Genomic DNA, 19,817 nt, shown 5'->3' with positions numbered 1-19,817 from the left:
ACCCGTGAGTTATACCAAAGATGATATTATGCGCATTGCCAAAGAACAGAATGTTAGATTTATTCGTCTACAGTTCACTGATTTGCTTGGTACGATCAAGAACGTAGAAATCCCTGTAAGTCAGTTGGAGAAGGCGCTTGATAACAAAATGATGTTTGACGGTTCCTCGATTGAAGGTTATGTACGTATTGAAGAATCGGATATGTACTTGTTCCCGGATTTAGATACATGGTTGATCTACCCTTGGGTAACGGAAGATCGTATTGCGCGTCTGATCTGTGACGTATATATGCCAGACGGCACGCCATTCCAAGGCGATCCACGTGGCATTCTGAAGCGTGCACTGAAAGAAGCGGAAGAAATGGGCTACACGACGATGAACGTTGGTCCAGAACCGGAATTCTTCTTATTCAAGACAGATGCGAAAGGCAATCCTACCCTGGAGTTGAATGACCAAGGCGGTTACTTCGACCTTGCGCCAACCGACCTTGGCGAGAACTGCCGTCGCGAAATCGTATTGACGCTGGAAGATATGGGGTTTGAGATCGAAGCGTCTCACCATGAGGTTGCTCCGGGACAACATGAGATTGATTTCAAATATGCAAATGCGATTAAAGCTGCTGACCAAATTCAGACCTTTAAGCTTGTTGTTAAGACGATTGCAAGACAACATGGATTGCATGCAACATTCATGGCGAAACCGTTATATGGCGTGAATGGTTCAGGTATGCACTGCCATCAGTCGCTATTCAATGGCAAAACAAATATGTTCTATGATGAAAGTGACAAGTTGGGTCTTAGCGAAACAGCTCGTCAATACATGGCAGGTATTTTGAAGCATGCCCGTGGATTCGCAGCGATTACGAATCCAACAGTGAACTCCTACAAACGGTTGGTTCCAGGTTATGAAGCGCCTTGCTATGTGGCATGGTCCGCAAGTAACCGTAGCCCGATGATTCGTATTCCTGCATCTCGTGGTCTGGGAACACGTGTAGAAGTGCGTAACCCGGATCCAGCTGCGAATCCGTATCTATCGCTTGCTGTCATGCTCAAAGCAGGTCTTGATGGCATTAAGAACAAAATGGAGCTTCCAGCACCTACGGACCGCAACATCTATGTCATGTCCGAAGAAGAGCGTATCGCTGAAGGTATTCCTAGTTTGCCGTCCGATCTTCGTGAAGCATTATCAGAGCTTGTGAATGATGAAGTCATCTGTAATGCACTAGGTGAGCACGCATTGACTCACTTCTATGAGTTGAAAGAAATCGAGTGGGATATGTATCGCACGCAAGTTCACCAATGGGAACGCGATCAATACATTACTCTTTACTAATACGGGGAACCCTTGACGCTATAAGCGTCGGGGGTTTTTGTTTATGGGGGGTATTTCGTTATTTACTCATACATCCTAATAATTCGGAATATGAATTCTTTTATTATGGATGTAGATTTTTCTATCGATGGTGAAATGTCAAACTTATTCATAATAATATTGATGCATTTCGCACGGTATTCCGCATCTGAGTAAAAAATGAAAAACGGACTCATCTTGCTCGATACTAGACGTATGAATTAATAATTTTACTGCAAATTCATTAGCCTGCCTCTCGTATTTCCCCGCATTAAAGAAAGATTGTTCATCGAGCCAAAATCTACTGATTCCTGGATGTAGTCGATCATGGCCAATTTCATGCGCTAGTACGAGTCGTTGCCAGTGATCATCCATCCCTTCCTGTAATACGATAAATCTTCTTCTCAGTTTTTTATAATAAAGACCCCGTGTACCTTCTCCGAGATCTGCATATTTAACAATGATGTTTAATCCTGATGCAATGATAAATGGATCATTCGTCTTAAATTTTCGCACCAGCTTCTGGATAGTCTTATCCAATAATTGTCACCTACTCATTGTCTTCATTAGAACTTTCTTTTTTAGAATTTTTCTGGCCGTACGTTTTCTTGTTCATTTCTTTTGCTTCCCAGAAAAGACCTGTAAGTACGTCTAGTACCCTTTGTCGTGCCTGACCTTCAATCGGAACCCCATCGAACATCACAGGAGCGTCTTCCTCAAGCATTTTTTTGAAATCCATCTTGTCTTTCGAGGTTGCCCATTCTGGGAGAGGGCTTACGTCAGGTGATCTAGTGCTTGTAAAATAATCCACAGGTTTATGGAAATAATCAGCGATCAATTTTAGCGAATCGATTTGAGGATGTTTTGTCTGGCCATTCAATATCTTCGTGAGTCCGGTATAGGAAACACCGGTCTCTTTGGACAATTTGTATATCGATATTCCCTTTTCGTCCATTAACCTTTGTATCATTTCAGCGATCTCCACTTCCAATACCTCCACTATAACTAAGTAGTTATAACTCAATAAAGTTATTCTATAACTAAAAAGTGCGATAAGTCAAGATTGATGAAGGAATATGTAGGAAATAACGGAAATTAGAACACTTTTGAGTTGCAAGAGATGTTGTATATAACTCAATAGAGTTATATATTTATCTCAAGAAGGAAGTGAACCTATTAAGCAACAAATCAAAAATATGGTCGAAATGCTACTTGATGAAAGGAGATGGATGATTTATATGTAAGCAGAGCTTCGCTATGGCATTTGAATCGCAAGCACTTGTAATGTTCTGAAATATAAAAAATCGATGAGGTGATTGAATGATTTCCGTTCAAGCAGTAGATAAAGAGGCAACATATCGAGTGGTGGAAAGAGAATTTGAACTGTACCGTCTAAATAAGTTTTGTGAGATAAATACGGACGAGCCTACAGTAACACAATCCTATGAATATCGTCTACATAGCGGTTCAACTGGGATGATTAACGATTCGACAGCTCGTGCAGGTATAAAGAATGCTGAGATTAAGGATAGACTCATGCATTGTAAAAGAATTGAAGCCATTGTAAGTAAACTGCATCCCGTGGAACGTCTCATTATCGAAAATCGATACATGAAGGAATATATGAAGGATTATCAGGTTTACAACTTTGTATTTGATCCGCCGATTAGCGAGAAGACGTACAGAAAATGGCGATGGAATGCAGTTCAACGGATAGCCAGCGCATTAAATATTTTGCAATACTAACGATCTGAGAGAGAATCACGAAATGGTGATTCTCTTTTTTTTATCTTTAAGGGCCAGAAAAGGTCGTGATTTTTCCTGCTTACGGATGTGTTATTAGGTTTTTGGGGTGTTAAGATTGTATTGTAGAGCAAATGAGAAAACGATTCATTTGATTGATACAATTTGATACCCAATGAAGTAGAAGAGGCACTTTCCGTCATGGAGAGTGCTTTTATTGTGCGTTCAACGGCGGTCAACACAGTGTTCAATCATACGAAAGGGGGTGATTACATGTCGGAGGTAACGATTAATAGCATACGTAAAGGGGTCATTTCAACTTTGCATGATCATTTCGATGGGGTGACCGTTTCTGGTGAAGAGATTGGGCAGGGAGTTAGCGCTCCATATTTTTTGGTGCATCTTCTATCATGCAGACAAGATCAAGAACTAAAACGCCGGTATCATCGAATCTATCGATTTGAAGTTCAGCATATCGCGCAATCAGGGACGAATGCAGATGCCCATGAAATGGCAGAGCGGCTTTATAGCACATTAGATAGCTTTACGATTGACGGCTCTGCCTATAACGGGATCCATATGCATCATAATGTCGCAGATCAAGTCTTGCATTTCTTTTTCGATCTCGAGATTCGGATATGGTTAGTCGAAGCGGACGAACCGAAAATGCGGACGCTAACGGAGGAGGGAGTAATTAAACATGGCAGTTAAAGAATCGAAGGAAATTTCGTACACCAAGGATCAATTTCTATCTTCGATCCGCTTTACAGGCGTGGAGAAGGATATTATGTCTGTCGTGCTTGATGCAGACGGTAAGTTTACAGAAGAACAAGTAACGGTTGCTATTCAAAATTTTATGAACGAAGGAGCGAAATAAATGGGTGGAACATGGGTGAGTCAAAGCAAAGATAGACCAGGGTTGTATATCAATTTTAAATCAAAGGAAGCATCAGTTGGTTCAATGGGTGAACGAGGAATCTTAGCGGTACCAGCCGCATTATCTTGGGGTAATCCGAACGGTCTTATCGTGCTAAATGCTGAGACGTATTTGGACAAGGCATTAGCGTTGATTGGATATCGCGCGACCGATGACCGCGTACGTCATATTACGGCAGCAATGGGACATGCGAGCAAAATCCTGCTGTATCGACTATCTGCTAAAGGTGGAGTAAAAGCGAAGGCTACGGCTGGCACTTTAACAGCCACAGCAAAGTATGAGGGAGTACGCGGGAATGATTTGAAGATTATTATCGAAGCAAATGTCGATGTAGCGGGATCCTTTGACGTGAAAACCTTACTTGAAAGTGAAGAGGTAGATTCGCAGATGGTCGCGACTGCCGATAAACTTATATCGAACGATTTCGTTGTTTTCTCTGGTACTGGCGCATTGACGGCTAACGCCGGGGTTTCTTTAACCGGCGGAACGGCAGGAACAGGCGGTAACGGCGAGTATGCTGAAGCATTCACAGCGTTCGAGGTTGAAGATTTCAATGTCTTGACCGTACCTACGGATGACAGTTCAATCAAACAATTGGCAGTGGCTTATACGAAGCGTCTGCGAGATAGTGAAGGGAAGAAGATGCAGACCGTGCTATACAATCATCCTGGTGCAGATCATGAGGGGGTAATCAACCTTAAGAATAGCATTATTGCATCCGATGGGATGAAGGTAGATCCGTTGCATATGCTCTGGGAAATTGCCGCGATGGAAGCTGCCGCGAACGTTGACGATTCATTGACTTATACGGTCATTCCTGATGCGGTGGACGTATTCCCTAAATATACAAGCACGGAAATCGGCCAGGCACTTAAAAACGGTGAGTTGGTGCTATCGGTTGTTAACGGAGAAGTGCGTATCGAGCAGGACGTTAACTCGCTGAAAACATTCACGTCGGATAAAGGAAAGCAATTCCGGAAGAACCGAATCGTAAGAGTGCTTGACTCGATCGCGAATGATTTGCAGCGTATTTTCAGTACGAGCTATATCGGTAAAGTGAGCAATAACGCTGAAGGGCGGAACTTGTTCAAAGCCGAGATTATCAATTACATGACGACGCTTCAAGGGCTAGGGGCCGTGCAAAATTTCAACTCACAAACGGACATTGTCATAGTGCAGGGTAACGATTCAGACGCCGTTGTCGTTAATTTGGCGATTCAACCCGTTGATAGCATTGAAAAAATCTATATGACAGTAACGGTCAAGTAAGGAGGAATAAAGATGGCAATTTTTAACGTGAAGGATGCAATTAGTGGGAAGCAAGCAAAGGCGTTCGTAACGATTAACGGACGTGTTGAAGAATTATTCTATGCAAAAAGCTTAGAAGCGACGATTGAAAAAAATAAAGTGGATGTTCCGATGTTGGGAAGAACCAATACACCTCAGCGTTCTGCAGGGTGGAAAGGGAGTGGCACTCTTACGATTTATTATATCTCAACTGCATTCCGCCAGTTGATGCGAGATTACATTCAAACGGGATCAGACTTCTGGTTCGACCTTCAAGTGGTGAATGAGCAACCAGGAAGCGCCACAGGCAAGCAAACAACGCTGCTTAAGAATTGCAATATTGACAGCATTATTGCAGCTAAATTCGATGCGTCAAGTGACGATATGCTCGAAGAAGAAATTCCTTTCACATTCGAGGGTTACGATATTCTGGACCAATTCAATTCGATCCAAGGGATCTAGGGAGGATAAATCAATATGAGTACATTAAGCGCTTTTTTCGCCAATAACGTGGTTTCTGAAGTCACGCAAGAGGTCATTGTCTCGGATCGGTTTAAAGGCGATAACGGGAAGCCTATTTTTTGGAAAATACGTGGACTTTCTGAGGGGGAAAACTCGGAGTTGCGTAAAGCAGCTACGAAGAAGGTGAAAGGTAAAGGCGGCGTGACGACACCTGAAATTGATTATGAGTCTTACATGACGAAAATGATCGTAGCTAGTGTCGTCTTCCCTGACTTGAAGGAGGCTGACTTGCAAAAGTCATATGGCGTCATCGGCGCCGATGACCTGCTTCGCAAAATGCTTCTAGCCGGCGAATATGGTCAATTGCTTCAAGCGGTTCAATCGGTAAACGGCTTCGATCAAGATATCAACGACCTGGTTGAAGAGGTAAAAAACTAATCGAGGGGGGCGATGGTGAGGGGAATTACGCTTACTATGCCCTCCATAAATTACGTATCATGCCTTGGGACTTCGTTGAACTCGAGCCGCGCAAAAGAGCAGCATTGATTGCCATGATCCAAATCAGACTGAAGGCAGAAAAGGCTGCTAAATCGTAAGGCAAGCGTCCTGAGATCAGGGCGCTTAGTTTTGTTCGAAAGGAGGTAAGCGATGGCAACGGTTTCCGATACAATAAAAATGTTTGATAAGATGGCAGGGCCAATAAAAAGGATTACAAATGCGATGAACACCATGATGATTAAACCCGGCATGTCCCAGCAAAGCATGATCGATACTTTTGCTGCCAGAACGGGAAATGAGGCTCGGGGAGAAGAGATATTCGATCAAGTGACTAAGAGTGCTCTGAAATATGGTCAAGATGTTAACGCGACGCTCAATGGGACTCATGCTTTCATGTCTTCCACCACAGATCCGAAGAAGCTAACGCAACTCAACTTGTTAGCTATGCGGCTTGCCAAGCTAAATCCAGCAGAGGGACTTGAAGGGGCAGCCCGCTCACTCAAGGATTTCATGTCGGGCGACTATGCAGCCGTATCGAAACAGTTCAATATTCCGCAGTCTGTGCTTAAGGATAGTGATGCGAGAAAAGCAGGAGCTTCCGGGGACATTGATGGTTTTATTAAAGGGATGGATCAACTGTTGAACCAGCAGAATATGACTCAAAAAGCATTTGAAAAGATGCTGGATACGCCGGCTGCGAAATGGAATCGGATCATCGAAACATTCAAGTTCAAATTCGCTTCGGTTGGACAAAAAGTCGTAAATGCATTGGGGCCATTTTTTGATACCTTAGTGAGTCTCCTTGATAGCAAGGCGGTGGATGACTTCTTCAATGGTCTAACAGATGGCATGATGATCGCGGCAAGTGCTGCGTCGCCTTTATTAGATGGCGTCATGTGGCTGATGAACATAATCCGAGATAATCAGCCGATCGTGATCGGGTTTTTAATGGCGGTGGCTTCTTATTGGCTCACGATGATGGTTCAACGAATTTGGAGTATGACAGCGGCTCTTCTTACGAATTTAGCCGTATGGGCTACGCTAAATGCGCCAATGCTCATCATTATCGGATTGATCACGGCGATCGTAGCGGCTTTGCTTTATTTCGGCGTCTCCGCACAGCAAGTCGTGGGTGCAGTGGTCGGCTTTTTCTTTGCTTTATATGCCAATGTATACAATTTGATCGCGTTGATCTGGAATACGCTCGTTAGTTTTGCAGAGTTTCTGATCAACTTATTTATTGACCCGGTCTATGCAGTAAAAAAACTTTTTTATGATCTCACGATGACATTTGGCGATTATTTAGTCAATATGATACGGTCTGCGGAGGATTTTGGTGGCGGATTTGTAAAGATTATTCTCTCGGCTGTAAATAAAGCTCTTGAAGGATTCAATTGGTTCGTAAAAAAAGCGAATGATCTATTCGGTACGGAATTCAAAACAGCGGCAATGATCGATACGAATAATACGCATATCTTAAGTGATGGATTAAAAAACTTGATGTCACAAATTCAAGAACCCGTCAGCGATAAAAACGTCGTAAAGTTTGACAGAATGGAGCAGAAAAATCTTAACGACTTTTATAAATCGGGGTATGCGAAGGGCTACAACGGGGCGGATAGCTTCATGAAGAAGTTATCAACGATAACAAATGGAGAAAAAAAGATAACAGGATCCAGTAATCCGGGTTCAGAACTATCTTCGATGAGAAATATCGATCGAGTTGGCGAAGTTGGGAAGATTCAAGACACGGTAGATGTTTCAAGCGAAGACTTGAAGACGATGCGCGAGCTTGCTGAAATGAAATCCATCCAAAACTTCGTATCTTTAACCCCAACGGTGCAAGTCACCACAGGCCCAGTCAATAAACCAACGGATATTGATTCGATCATTGCGAGAATTGAACGAACGTTGGAAGAAGAGATTGCGGCCACGGCGGCGGGGGTGTACAAATGAGTTATTCATTGACGTTATCTTTCAATAATCAAACGGAAGCATTAGCTTTTCCTGTGCTACCTGAAGTCCTCGAAGTGACGGAGAGCGGTAACAACAAGACCTATGAAATATCCATCGTCGGGGAAATTAATGTCATTAGAAAGACGAAGTTGGCTGAAATTTCGTTTGAAAGTTTCTTCCCGAATCGGTGGTACCCAGGGGCGAATGTTAGTGCCCGCGAATGTTTTGGGCCAGCCCATTATATTAAGAAAATTAATTCATGGCGCACAAAAAAGCAGCCTGTCATGTTGAACCTAATAGGGTCAAATTTAGGAGTAAGCATGTACGTAAGCATTGAGAAATTCACTTATTCCGAAGAAGCTGGGGCTGTCGGAGACATTAAATATCAAATCTCTTTTAAGGAATATCGTCCTTATGAGGCTAAGAAGGTCAATATTCAAACGTTGGCAACGGATTCCGGCAGTAAGAAGGTTATCATGAACGAGCATCAATCCCGGCCGACGCGTCCGGATACCCGTATCCTACCAACGACATATACGTTACAACCGGGCGATAATCTATGGAAAGTAGCCAAGAAAATTCTCGGCGATGATTCGAAATGGCGATCTCTACAAAAGTTAAACGGGATTACGGATGCAGAACTAAAGCGTCTGCCTGTCGGCAAGGTCATCAAGCTGTCATGATAGGAGGGGGACGATGCTAGAAGTATTACTAGATAATAAAGATGGTAACGTGTGGGACTTATCTGAACTAGTATATGATGCAACATGGAAGACGTCGAGAATTGGCAAGCCAGGTAGTTTTGACTTTTCAGTCCTTAACGACGGGAACTTCAGGATGAATCACGGGGACATCGTTCGAGCGAAATGGGATGGACGTCCTCTTTTTTATGGATATGTGTTCACGATCGGAAGTGGGCAAGATGAGCAAATCGCCGTAAAGTGTTATGACCAAATCAGATACCTTATGGCAAGCGACACGTATGTATTGAAGAATATAACGGCTGCTGCTCTGCTTAAGCGAATCGCGAATGACTTCGGTTTGAAATCGGGGATGATTGTTGACACCAAGTATATTATTCCGACCGTTCATGAAGATGGTCAGAAGCTTATGGATATCATCTGCAAGGCATTGGATCAGACCGTGATCAACACAGGGAATATTTACAATTTTTACGATGAGTTCGGTGCGCTTGCCTTGCGTGATGCGAGGGATATGATGCTAGATTTGATGATTGGCGACGATAGCCTTATGATCGATCATTCTTTCGAAAGATCGATTGATCAGGATACGTACAACCGGATCAAATTAGTCAGGGATAACAAAGAAACAGGCGGACGCGATGTGCATATTGCTCAGGACAGCGAGAATATTGCAAAATGGGGTAGGCTGCAGCTCTACCAGAAAGTTGGCGAGAACCAAAACGATGCGCAAATCAGAAATCTGCTTGACACTCTGGCACGATTGAAAAACAGACCAACGAAAAAATTAAGAATCGAAGCCCTTGGAGAGACAAGCGTGCGTGCCGGCTGCTATGTCCATATGCAAATTGCCCACTTAGCAATTCATAGTCCTTATCTGATTGATGAATGTTCGCATAATTTCAGTGGTGAAGAGTACACCATGACATTAGATTTGAAGGTGATATGATGAGCATTGCAGATAAAATAAGACAACTAGGAATAGATGCGATAAGCGCAGGAAATCCCGTTGCTGTGTTGTTCGGAAAGGTGTCGAAAATCAATCCTCTTGAGGTAATCGTTGATCAACGGTTTACGCTCGATGAGGATTTTTTGATTATAACCGAGCAATTGACACGCTATGAGGTGGATCTAGAACTTGCGTATGTGAATATGAGTGGCAATACCCAAACGGAAACGCAACAGTCTATGAAAAATATAGTAATTATCCGCGAAGGACTTAAGGTTGGGGATGTTGTTATCCTATTGCGTATTCAAGGCGGACAAAAATATGTGGTGTGGGACAAGGTGGTGACGACGTGATTCCGATTGGTGGCGATATTGAACCTCATAATGAGGAAAAGGTTGAGACGAGCAGAACTTACAAAATAAACTTTGGGACTAGACGCGTGATAGGCATGACGGAGGGCATTGATGCTGTCAAGCAATCAGTTTATAAAATTCTAAACGCGGAGCGATTCGTTCATCTCATTTATGGCAACTGGTATGGATTTCAAGGGAATCATCTGATCGGTCAAAGTGAAGCGGTTCTACGCGTTGAACTGGAACGTCGAATTCGCGAGGCCTTGATGCAGGATGATCGGATATCCGATATTACCGATGTACAGATCATTGTCCAAGGCGATGAAGCTCTAGTGGATTTCACGGTCGTATCCACCTATGGCGATTTCAGAATGGAGTTGATAAGAGATGTATGAAGCACAAAGTTTTGAAGTTATTTTGAACCGCATGCTCAATCGGGTTACCAATGACGTCGATAAGCGACCTGGTAGCGTTATTTATGATGCGTTGGCACCAGCTGCAGCGGAAATGGCTCAGATGTATATGGACATAGACATGTTTCTACGCTTAACATTTGCATCCACATCAAGCGGCGAATACCTTGCGTTACGTGCAGCTGAAATGGGTGTTTCACGTAATCCGGCAACAAAGGCCAAACGTCAAGGCGTTTTTTATTCAGGTAATGAGTACTTGGATGTCCCATTGGGTAGTCGGTTCTCAATAGATGATGTGACGTATGTCGCGCGGGATCGGATCGATCCAGGAATTTATATTCTGGAATGTGAAGTTGCTGGAAATGTCGGCAATACCCCAATTGGCCCATTGTTACCCGTAGACTATGTGCCAAAACTCACGCGTGCAGTGTTAACCGACATCGTACAAGAAGGGGTCAACGAGGAGCCCGATGAGAAGCTTCTAGCCAAATATCAGCTTCGTGTCCAGCAGGCCTCGACTTCAGGAAATGCCTATCAATATAAGCAGTGGGCGATAACAGTTCAAGGTGTAGGGGATGCGAAAGTCTTTCCGCTATGGAATGGTCCGGGCAGCGTTAAGGTCGTAATTGCCGATTTGGATAAAAAACCAGCTGACCCTGCTTCGGTAGCACAGACATCCGATTATATCGAGGAGGTACGTCCGATTGGAGCGAATGTGACCGTTGTGTCTGGTGTAGGCAAAGCAATCATAGTGAAGGCTAAAGTGGCTTTAGCAACTAGCTACACATTACAAAGTGTAACCGAGGGTTTCAAATCGCTTCTTACGGATTATTTGAAGAGTATCGCATTTGAGATGACGTATGTTAGCTATGCTCGAATAGGTACGTTGTTAATGAGTGTGCCCGGCGTATTGGATTATTCGGCTATGTCATTAAACGGAGGGACAGTCAACATCCCATTGGCTGATGAAGAAATACCTGTTTTCGGTTCAGTCGAGTTGGGGGTGTAATAGATGTCTTATCCCGATCAAGTGGACAAATTTACGGAGAAACTTAATAAAAAGTTAGACGGCAGCGTGTATGTGATTGAAGAAATACTTGTGATCGCGGGAGGATCATTTGAGGGGTTACTCGCTCACGATAACATCACAAATAACAGTATTAGGGTTTATACCGGACCGAAGTTAACCGGCAAGGAAATCACAGACTATGTAATATCCGTTCCAGCCGATACACCTTGGCGTCGATCAATCAAGATTTATACGGAGGTTTCGAAGGTCTATGTTACTTATGAAACAAACGGGGATATTGTAGAAGCTGATGATATTAACCAATTACAGTCTAGCATTATATCGATTCAGGCTGAACTAGAAAGGTACAAAGAAGTGGGGATTATTGATGGCGGATATTTTGCGAGGGGGAAGTGATCCATAGTGGCACAGCAAACAATACGAGTTCGACGAGGCAATAAGGCCGAATTAGTCGCATTAGGAGCATTGTTGACTGGAGAAATGGGCTTTTGTACGGATACGAAAGAGGTATTCATTGGGGATGGTGCAGTAAATAACTTTGTTGGTAGAGCGATGTCAGGAACGGAAGCAGCGCGACCAGTTGCAGCGAATCTTGGTAGGTTCTATTTTGTAACAAGCGGAACGAACTCAGGATATTTGTACTTTGACACTGGAACTGCATGGCAGCGTGTGAATGCACAAAAAATCTCTGAATTAATAGGGACAATTGATGATGGTGCAGATGGCACTACGTATGCAAGGGTGAAAAAGTCGGAAATAACAAATGGACAAGTCAATAAGGTATCGGATGGAATAAATACCAAAACAGCAGCTGAAATAAAGACTCATATTGATGATGTAACGAAACATCGTGTAATTAACGATTCGGGTGGATCATCAGTTGATTTGTGGTCAGCGCAAAAAATTAAAAATGAAATCGAATTAGCAAAGCATAACATTGAGCCGCAGGCATCGGTTAAAAACCGTACTACAGCAGCCCCACCTGCAAGCCCTATTGAAGCTGATCGGTACGTTATTCCATCGGGTGCATCCGGTGTTTGGGCAGGCAAACAGAATCAAATTGCAGAGTGGCAGTCCGGAACATGGATGTATTATCCTCCCGCGGTTGGTTGGACGTGTTATGTAGATGATGAGCAAAAGATATACTCCTGGAATGGTACATCATGGGTTCGAACCGGTGGTGCGCTCCAGACCATTACGGCAGGGAATGGCTTAACGGGTGGAGGACAAGCTGATTCCGTGACACTAACTGTAGGACAGGGCAATGGTATCACTGTAGCGGCGGAATCTGTTTCAGTGAAGGCCGGTAAAGGCGTACTTGTTGATGGGAACGGCGTTGCCGCGAATATAGACGGCACAAGTATTTCGTATGATGCTGCAAATGGGAATAAATTAATGGTGTCTATCGTTGATGGCGGCACATTTTAGGGGGATGACAAATGCCTAGAAAAGCATTGATACAAATCCGCCGAGGTGTTGAAGCAAATATTGGCCAACTTGCATTAGGAGAAATGGGATTCTGCACAGATACAAAAAAATTATACATTGGATTTGATTCCGGCAATGTGTTACTAGTGGCCGCTCAGACAGCCGGGGATATGTTGAAAAGCATATATGATACGGATAATGATGGCAAAGTAGATATCGCGGAAGTGGCTGAATCCGTCTCGTGGACTGGTATCACAGGTAAACCGGAACTCATGTCAAAAGGGCCTCTTACATGGAATCAGCTTAAGGGGGTGTGATATGTACGGACAATATCAATACGGATCATTACAATTCGGGGCGGAAGTCGAGGGAAAAGACCCAATAGACGGCTACATACCCGATCTGCTCAAATATCTACCACAATACTGGCATGAAATTTCTGAAATGGCATGTATCCAAGATGTAGCTGCTAGAGAAATTGGATCCGCAAGGTTTGCGCTTAGTGAACTCGGCAACCAGTTCTTTGTTCAAACTGCAACTTGGGGATTAGCGTACTGGGAAAGAGAGCTGGGCCTCACAACTGACAATACCAAACCCTATGAGCGCAGACGAGAAATGATATTGGCTAAACTAAGAGGATCAGGGACTACAACAAAAGAGATGATTAAAGGTGTAGCAGCTGCCTTTAGTGGTGGAGAAACAGAAGTTGTCGAGTATCCATCTGAACACCGGTTCGAGGTACAGTTTATTGGTGTAATGGGGATACCACCCAACATGGCTGGACTTAAACAGGTTCTAGAAGAAATTAAGCCGGCACATCTGACCTACTCATTCAAGTACACGTATACTTGGTGGGAGACATTGAAAGGTCTGACTTGGCAGCAAGCTAACACCAAATCATGGGGCGAACTAAGGACATATAAGGGAGAGTGAGAGAATGAAGACAACCGCTAATTTGGGGCTGAAAAAACCAGAGGGTACGGATATTGTCAATATCGATGACCTTAACGGAAACATGGATACATTGGACGCAGAAGTAGTCAAAAAGGCATCTAGTACAGCTGACGGGAGAATGACAAAAGAGGATAAAGGGAAGTTAGACGGGATCGAGGCCGGGGCGAATAAGTACGTACATCCCGCAACGCATCCAGCAAGTATCCTAGTACAAGATGCTAATAATAGGCTTGTCACAGACGCAGAGAAAACCAGTTGGAACGCCAAAGAAACGACCACAGGTGCACAAACAAAAGTTGATAATCACGCAAACAAGACAACAGCGGCGCATGACGCATCGGCGATTGCTGTGAACGATACTGATTTCACAGAGAAAACGGTACTCGCGGTATTAAAAAGTTTAAAGTCGCTTGCCAATAACCTGAAATCCAAGGTTGCAGGGGCTATTGGCGCGCCGCTTTCTGCAACCGATGATGCGAGTCAAATGGAAAGTAAGATCAACACGATTAAGTCCACAGCGGCGACAAATTTAACCGCGAAGGGCGTGGCAGCGTCGGCATCCGAGACTCTTACGGCATTAGTCAATAAGATTTCGCAGATCATTCGGGGATCGGGTAATGCGACTACAGCAGATGTATTAGCCACTAAGACATTCACGAATGATGTTGGGGTACAGTTGACGGGGACGATGCCTGACTATTCTGCATATCCCAATAACGGTGGGTATGTTTTCGCCTTGAGCACTAAAGGGGACAGCATGACTTCCCTTATAATGGAGCCGCCAACAGGCTATTACAAACAGGGTAAAAACGTCAACGGCTACGGTGCTTTGATAGCGTCAGACACTAATTATATTCCTGCCAATATTATTAAAGGAAAGAGTATATTTGGGGTGGTAGGTACAGCAGAGCAATCACAAATAACAAACGAACTGCTTAAAGTCGTCGGCACTCCAAGAGGATTGACAGCTTTAACGTCGAGAATGGTCAATGCGCCTTTGGGATTCGATGTTAATAAGGGGTTATTTGGGTTTTATGACAGCTCTAATTCTACTGCAAAGGTATGGCAAATAGGCGGGGACGGAAATTCTTATGAATTCTTTTCAATTCCGGCAGGGCAGTATGACAATGGAGCAATTCAACAATTAAGAGGAGCAAAAGGTCATGCATATGATACAACGTGGTATTGTGGATCAATTGCAGGAAATTATCTAAGAAAAGTTCAAATTTCATATGCAGCTGGAGATAACCGATGGAACTATACTGAATTAGGCACAGTCCCAAATGTGAAGGGATACCAGATAGGTAACGATGACTGTCAATTTTATAACGATAAGTTTTATACCATTATCGGAGGAGCTACATCATACACTTTATCAATCTACAATACAGCAGGGGTTCTGTTAAATAACTATTCTGGTTCATATGAGTACGAGATCGGCGGGGGTTCTGGTACTATGACATATGCGATGTGCGAAGGTAAATTTATGATTTCTAATCAGAATACCCCTTTGCAAACTATGATCATTACTGCTAACGGTGTAATACAATACCATTATAAGGTTACTACTAATTTCTACGATAGAATGTTTAATAGAAGTGACCCTCCTTCGATGATTAAGGGGCTTGATGGTAAGAAATATTTATGTATGAATGCACCTAGTACGGTGCTTTTCCAGCCTCAGTCATACGGTCAGTATATTTATACAGGGAATTTATATTAGGAGGAATTAATATGAACGTAAAATACTACAGGTTAACAGATAATTTTAAGATTGAAATCGGGGCTTCCATTACTTATACCTACGGAGGTGTTCCCATTGATCAGCTATTAGGCGGCTTTCCTAGAATGGAAAATGGAAAAGAAGTTGCTTATATCTGTATTGATGAAAAAGTAACACAAGCACCGAAAGAGCATGTCGAAGAAGTTACCGCTGAAATTTTTAGTGAAGCTGCTAAGCGTGATTTTGTATCTGATCCAACAGAGATAGATAAGCTAAAAGCAGAAAACGAATCTTTAAAAACCAAACAGAACTTAATGCAATCCGCACTAGATGTTTTAATTTTAGGAGGGACTTTATAATGGTGGCATATATGGCACAGCGCATTATTGACGGGGCGCAGGAGTACGATTATGTAATTAGCAAGCGTCCTGACCTAAAAGCAGGAATCGACACCTATTTGAAATCAAAAGGAAAAGAAGATTTAATCACTGCCTGAGCGCCGCCAATAAGGTTGGCGCTATTATTATGCCCTCGGGTTTCCGGGGGCTATTTACATTGAGGAGGATTGAGGTAATGGAAAAATCATGGCTTTAATTGTGGGAACGATCGGTGCGCCGGTGTTCAATTTTTTCTATGGAGGTAACAAAATGGCAAGTGGCTTGATGATCGCACTTGTTTTCTTTATTGTGATGGATTGGATCACGGGTGTATGGGCTGCAAAGATGGATCGAACATACGCCAGTAAATATGGGATTGACGGAGTGGTTCGAACCTTTTTCATTCTGCTGCTACCCGCTGCCGGCCACTTGCTAGATGAAGTATTCGGGTTCCCGGATATCATATTCGGTGCTTTAGCGGTTGGGGTATTGTATCATACGCTGCAGTCGATGACGGCAAATGCAGTATGGGCCGGCTGGGCAGATTGGCTCCCACAAAAGGTATTAGATCATTAAATGGGTCGAGAGTGAACTGATATGAAAGTCGATCGTGCTAAATCTAGAAACGGGAATGTACGATGAATATACTAACCAGTCCGTTCGGATCGCGGATTCACTCAGTATACAAGGTTCCTAAATTCCATCGTGGCGTTAATTTAGTAGTCAGTCCCGCCAACAGTCCGATATATGCATTCGTATCAGGTGAAGTATTACACGCTTCACTCGGTAAGCCAGGGACTGGATTCGGAAACATGAGATAGGTTGTAGCAATCAAGGGTAAATATGGGTTCCTGCATTGTTACGCTCATCTGAGCATGATCACGGTCAAAGTGGGGCAACGAGTGGGTAAAGGGGAAATGATCGGGCACCAAGGCTCGACGGGAGTGAGCACAGGGCCACATCTGCATTACGAGATTCGGAAGAAGGTTCGCCATCATACGGTTGGACTGAGACGGAGTTGAGAAGATACTTTTACATATGTTCTCCAACCGCACATTGTAGAGATTCCATTAAATAATTCAGTACCACCCGCACCGTCAATAGTGGCGTACTTCGAGTCAAATATATTTCAATTTGGATCAACTAAAATAACCTGCATGTCATAGTTTTTTCCTGCGGGAGATCTTAGTGTTAGAGCATATCTTACAGGATCACTTGATCCTATATTATCGATAACATAATAATCATAATCCGAAGTACTATCTATTCATGCATATGCTACCGAATGGCTTCCACCACTATAGTAAAATTGTACTGCATCATTAAGAGTGTCACCCATCCCCACAAGAGATGTTTATTGCTGTAGCATTAGGAGAATCATATTCCATAGGGTCCAAGATAACTTTGGTCGTATTTAATGAGATTATAAATGAAGAATTAAGTGGAGTCGTGACTGTGTTGATCAACAACATGGGACAGTTAATTTAAAAATGTAAGATCGAAAATATCAGCATTTTCAAAATTATAGGAATAAAATAACCTCGGGAAAACCGAGGCTATTTTTCATTTGAAGTTAAATAATGTGCCCCCAAGGTCACCCCCTAAATGCCCCCAGACATATCAATTCAGAACCTTTAATAGCCAAGTTTTAAATTTTTTTCTTCATATAATATAAGGAATAACACGGCATAATATACTATCGCACGCAAGTCCACCTATTGGAACGCGATCAATACATTACTCTATACTAAGCTTGACGCTGTATGCGTCGGGGGTTTTTGTTTGTGTGGGTATTTTTCGCGAGATGGTTGTGAGGGCATGAGCACCCACAAATAATTAATTATCGAGGATGGTTTGAAGATGAGTCTCATATTTGTCCATCAACAGTGGATGTAAAAGTTGATGGCAAGGTAGTAGTGAGTATGGAACAAGTTTCGATGTTGGTTCCCTTATCTTTCGAATGATAGTTCTGGAAAGATTCAACGAGGAACTTTCAAGAAACAACAATAACCCCAGTGAATTAACTGGGGCGTGTAGTCACATTAGTACGCAATTTTTTCGCGTAAAGTCGTGGTAGCGGAATCTACTAAAGATCAGATTTAGAAATAAAGCCGGAATCCTTAAGTGGAGTGACATTGAGAGTCGAGTCATCATTCACTGTTAAATGAATGATGTTATCGCCTAATTTAAGCAGCCCCTCATTAGAAAGGGAGATCTTAAAATCAGGGTATTTTTTCCCTAAGATCTCAACAAGATCCCGTCCATTTATTGACTCTATTGTATTCACAGTTGGCTGGACCTTTTTTTGAGCAATAGTGATCGTGCCTTTATTAAAATCAACATTTGCTCCCAATAGACCAGCTACATCACGTACTGGTAAATATGTAGTGCCATTAACGAGCAAAGGTGAATTTTTAAGCTTTTGCTCTTTTCCATTCACAACGATTTTTAACTTTGCAATGGAAGCTTGGAATACTTCCGGTGCAGCTGCTGCAATTGTAACAGTACCGAGCATCATGCCGATGAAAAGAGTTGCGGTTGTTTTAATAAATTGCTTATTCAAGGTATCCCCCCCTATTCATTAGACCTTATTATAAGTGAAAAAGTGGCATGATTTTACATTAAAATGTGAGGAATTGATTAATTTGTCACATAAGCCAATGCAACTGTGGTGAACGGTCCTCAGATAGAACTTATAAGTGCATTACAAAACCCTCAGCCCAGTCGATATAGAAAGCAGTCAGGCTACTTAGACCATGGTATCTATCATTCGCTTCAATTCTATTGATGCATATTAATAGAGTAGGAAGAGAGGTGAAGACAATTGAGTCTATTTATTGCTTTAGATGATGGACATGGAATGCAACCGCCAGGTAAGCGGACGCCTTTGTTCAAGGATGGGACGCGGTCAAAAGAAACCGGTGAGCCATTTATGCACGAGAACGAATTCAACCGTGCGGTTGTTGCTCTTTTGGACGAGCACCTACAACGATGTGGTTTTCGTACATTGCTCGTGGCGCCAGGAGATAGCGATGTTCCCCTGAAGACCCGGACGGACACAGCGAATCAATCCGGTGTAGACCTCTATGTATCCGTTCATGCGAACGCAGCAGGAGAGACATGGGGGAGTGTGAATGGGATTGAGTCATTCTACTATCCCGGACGTGTGACCAGCATGAAAGCTGCGGAAGCGATTCATGCAAGGTTGGTCCAAGGCACGAAGCTCCGCGACAGAGGCGTCAAACCGGCGAATCTCCATGTGCTAAGGGAATCTACAATGCCGGCAGTCCTCGTGGAGTGCGGCTTTATGGATAACATGGAAGAAGCCAAGCTTTTGCTGTCGGACGCATATCGAGACCTATGTGCTGAAGAAATTGCAAGAGGTGTCTGCCAGTATTTTGGGATCGCGTATGTTGAAACGGAGGCGAATGTCATGTTAGCGAAGGAAGATGCCAATAAATTAATCGATCTGTATCTAAAACCAGCTTGGGAAATAGCGCAGCAAAAAGGGGACGAGGCAGGAAAGAAAGAAGCGAATCGATTAGCGAATGAACTGCGAAAAGCTTCGGGGCAGGCTCCACAATGATTCGAAAAAACAAGCTGAGATCTGTGTGATACAGATACCAGCTTGTTTTTTGGTTGTCGTTAAACATGT

The 19,817-nt window shown here is 43.2% G+C and carries 26 protein-coding genes; 23 read left to right on the top strand and 3 right to left on the bottom strand.

All coding sequences use genetic code 11. From position 1 onward, the window contains the following. The first annotated feature begins 4 nt into the window (after positions 1–4). Positions 5–1,333, top strand: coding sequence for a type I glutamate--ammonia ligase (glnA, locus tag GCU39_RS12240; protein WP_152393767.1), 1,329 nt, complete (start codon positions 5–7; stop codon positions 1,331–1,333). A 144-nt stretch (positions 1,334–1,477) separates the two neighbouring features. On the opposite strand, the gene GCU39_RS12235 is transcribed toward glnA, so the two are convergent. After that, positions 1,478–1,891, bottom strand: coding sequence for an ImmA/IrrE family metallo-endopeptidase (locus tag GCU39_RS12235; RefSeq protein WP_152393766.1), 414 nt, complete (start codon positions 1,889–1,891; stop codon positions 1,478–1,480). A gap of 10 nt (positions 1,892–1,901) precedes the next feature. Then, positions 1,902–2,336, bottom strand: coding sequence for a helix-turn-helix domain-containing protein (locus GCU39_RS12230; RefSeq protein WP_152393765.1), 435 nt, complete (start codon positions 2,334–2,336; stop codon positions 1,902–1,904). Positions 2,337–2,671: 335 nt separating this feature from the next. On the opposite strand from GCU39_RS12230, the gene GCU39_RS12225 reads away from it, so the two are divergent. The 21 genes from GCU39_RS12225 to GCU39_RS31960 all read left to right on the top strand — a co-directional run bounded on the left by GCU39_RS12225 (position 2,672) and on the right by GCU39_RS31960 (position 17,184). Beyond that, positions 2,672–3,097, top strand: a complete 426-nt coding sequence (locus GCU39_RS12225; protein WP_152393764.1) for an ArpU family phage packaging/lysis transcriptional regulator — start codon at positions 2,672–2,674, stop codon at positions 3,095–3,097. A 270-nt stretch (positions 3,098–3,367) separates the two neighbouring features. Beyond that, entirely contained in the window at positions 3,368–3,805 is a 438-nt protein-coding gene (locus tag GCU39_RS12220) for a phage tail terminator family protein (RefSeq protein WP_152393763.1), read from the top strand. Beyond that, positions 3,795–3,971, top strand: a complete 177-nt coding sequence (locus GCU39_RS31490; protein WP_193726898.1) for a hypothetical protein — start codon at positions 3,795–3,797, stop codon at positions 3,969–3,971. The genes GCU39_RS12220 and GCU39_RS31490 overlap by 11 nt, the downstream gene beginning before the upstream one ends. Positions 3,972–3,986: 15 nt before the next feature. Then, positions 3,987–5,300, top strand: coding sequence for a phage tail sheath family protein (locus tag GCU39_RS12215; protein ID WP_227793558.1), 1,314 nt, complete (start codon positions 3,987–3,989; stop codon positions 5,298–5,300). A gap of 12 nt (positions 5,301–5,312) precedes the next feature. Then, the gene (locus GCU39_RS12210) at positions 5,313–5,780 is read left to right on the top strand and encodes a phage tail tube protein (RefSeq protein ID WP_152393761.1); all 468 of its coding nucleotides are present in this window, start codon (positions 5,313–5,315) and stop codon (positions 5,778–5,780) included. A 15-nt stretch (positions 5,781–5,795) separates the two neighbouring features. Further along, a complete protein-coding gene (locus tag GCU39_RS12205; protein WP_152393760.1) occupies positions 5,796–6,218 on the top strand; it encodes a phage tail assembly chaperone in 423 nt (140 codons plus the stop codon). A gap of 210 nt (positions 6,219–6,428) precedes the next feature. After that, positions 6,429–8,234, top strand: a complete 1,806-nt coding sequence (locus GCU39_RS12200) for a hypothetical protein (protein WP_152393759.1) — start codon at positions 6,429–6,431, stop codon at positions 8,232–8,234. Further along, the gene (locus tag GCU39_RS12195; protein ID WP_152393758.1) at positions 8,231–8,917 is read left to right on the top strand and encodes a LysM peptidoglycan-binding domain-containing protein; all 687 of its coding nucleotides are present in this window, start codon (positions 8,231–8,233) and stop codon (positions 8,915–8,917) included. The genes GCU39_RS12200 and GCU39_RS12195 overlap by 4 nt, the downstream gene beginning before the upstream one ends. A 13-nt stretch (positions 8,918–8,930) precedes the next feature. Next, the gene (locus GCU39_RS12190; protein WP_152393757.1) at positions 8,931–9,884 is read left to right on the top strand and encodes an XkdQ/YqbQ family protein; all 954 of its coding nucleotides are present in this window, start codon (positions 8,931–8,933) and stop codon (positions 9,882–9,884) included. Next, complete coding sequence (locus GCU39_RS12185) at positions 9,884–10,237, top strand: DUF2577 domain-containing protein (RefSeq protein ID WP_227793628.1); 354 nt, start codon at positions 9,884–9,886, stop codon at positions 10,235–10,237. Before GCU39_RS12190 ends, GCU39_RS12185 begins: the two co-directional genes overlap by 1 nt. Beyond that, positions 10,234–10,632, top strand: a complete 399-nt coding sequence (locus GCU39_RS12180; RefSeq protein WP_227793557.1) for a DUF2634 domain-containing protein — start codon at positions 10,234–10,236, stop codon at positions 10,630–10,632. Before GCU39_RS12185 ends, GCU39_RS12180 begins: the two co-directional genes overlap by 4 nt. After that, entirely contained in the window at positions 10,625–11,659 is a 1,035-nt protein-coding gene (locus GCU39_RS12175) for a baseplate J/gp47 family protein (RefSeq protein WP_152393755.1), read from the top strand. Before GCU39_RS12180 ends, GCU39_RS12175 begins: the two co-directional genes overlap by 8 nt. A 3-nt stretch (positions 11,660–11,662) precedes the next feature. Next, positions 11,663–12,076 carry a phosphoglucomutase gene (locus tag GCU39_RS12170; RefSeq protein ID WP_152393754.1) on the top strand — a complete coding sequence of 138 codons (414 nt, stop codon included), beginning with the start codon at positions 11,663–11,665 and terminating at the stop codon, positions 12,074–12,076. Positions 12,077–12,082: 6 nt separating this feature from the next. Further along, positions 12,083–13,108 (top strand): DUF2793 domain-containing protein, encoded by a 1,026-nt coding sequence (locus GCU39_RS12165; RefSeq protein WP_193726897.1) that lies wholly within the window; start codon positions 12,083–12,085, stop codon positions 13,106–13,108. Between the two features lie 11 nt (positions 13,109–13,119). After that, positions 13,120–13,425, top strand: a complete 306-nt coding sequence (locus GCU39_RS12160) for a hyaluronate lyase N-terminal domain-containing protein (protein ID WP_193726896.1) — start codon at positions 13,120–13,122, stop codon at positions 13,423–13,425. A gap of 1 nt (position 13,426) precedes the next feature. Continuing rightward, positions 13,427–14,041, top strand: a complete 615-nt coding sequence (locus tag GCU39_RS12155; protein ID WP_152393753.1) for a YmfQ family protein — start codon at positions 13,427–13,429, stop codon at positions 14,039–14,041. 4 nt (positions 14,042–14,045) lie between these two features. Beyond that, the gene (locus GCU39_RS12150) at positions 14,046–15,785 is read left to right on the top strand and encodes a hypothetical protein (RefSeq protein ID WP_152393752.1); all 1,740 of its coding nucleotides are present in this window, start codon (positions 14,046–14,048) and stop codon (positions 15,783–15,785) included. An 11-nt stretch (positions 15,786–15,796) separates the two neighbouring features. Beyond that, positions 15,797–16,144, top strand: a complete 348-nt coding sequence (locus tag GCU39_RS12145) for a hypothetical protein (protein WP_152393751.1) — start codon at positions 15,797–15,799, stop codon at positions 16,142–16,144. After that, the gene (locus tag GCU39_RS31485; RefSeq protein ID WP_193726895.1) at positions 16,144–16,281 is read left to right on the top strand and encodes a hypothetical protein; all 138 of its coding nucleotides are present in this window, start codon (positions 16,144–16,146) and stop codon (positions 16,279–16,281) included. Before GCU39_RS12145 ends, GCU39_RS31485 begins: the two co-directional genes overlap by 1 nt. 88 nt (positions 16,282–16,369) lie before the next feature. Next, complete coding sequence (locus GCU39_RS12140; RefSeq protein ID WP_152393750.1) at positions 16,370–16,738, top strand: phage holin family protein; 369 nt, start codon at positions 16,370–16,372, stop codon at positions 16,736–16,738. 299 nt (positions 16,739–17,037) lie between these two features. Continuing rightward, entirely contained in the window at positions 17,038–17,184 is a 147-nt protein-coding gene (locus GCU39_RS31960; protein ID WP_321575638.1) for a M23 family metallopeptidase, read from the top strand. A 1,064-nt stretch (positions 17,185–18,248) separates the two neighbouring features. On the opposite strand, the gene GCU39_RS12130 is transcribed toward GCU39_RS31960, so the two are convergent. Further along, positions 18,249–18,725 (bottom strand): stalk domain-containing protein, encoded by a 477-nt coding sequence (locus tag GCU39_RS12130; RefSeq protein ID WP_152393748.1) that lies wholly within the window; start codon positions 18,723–18,725, stop codon positions 18,249–18,251. Between the two features lie 261 nt (positions 18,726–18,986). Here GCU39_RS12130 and GCU39_RS12125 point away from each other — a divergent pair, with 261 nt between their 5' ends. Then, a complete protein-coding gene (locus GCU39_RS12125; protein ID WP_152393747.1) occupies positions 18,987–19,748 on the top strand; it encodes an N-acetylmuramoyl-L-alanine amidase family protein in 762 nt (253 codons plus the stop codon). The last annotated feature ends 69 nt before the right edge of the window (positions 19,749–19,817 follow it).

Origin of the sequence: Paenibacillus guangzhouensis (genome assembly GCF_009363075.1) — a bacterium.
GTDB classification, from domain to species: Bacteria; Bacillota; Bacilli; order Paenibacillales; family Paenibacillaceae; genus Paenibacillus_K; species Paenibacillus_K guangzhouensis.
The sequence above is the reverse complement of the archived record's forward strand: the minus strand, read 5'-3'. Positions and strand labels throughout refer to the sequence as shown.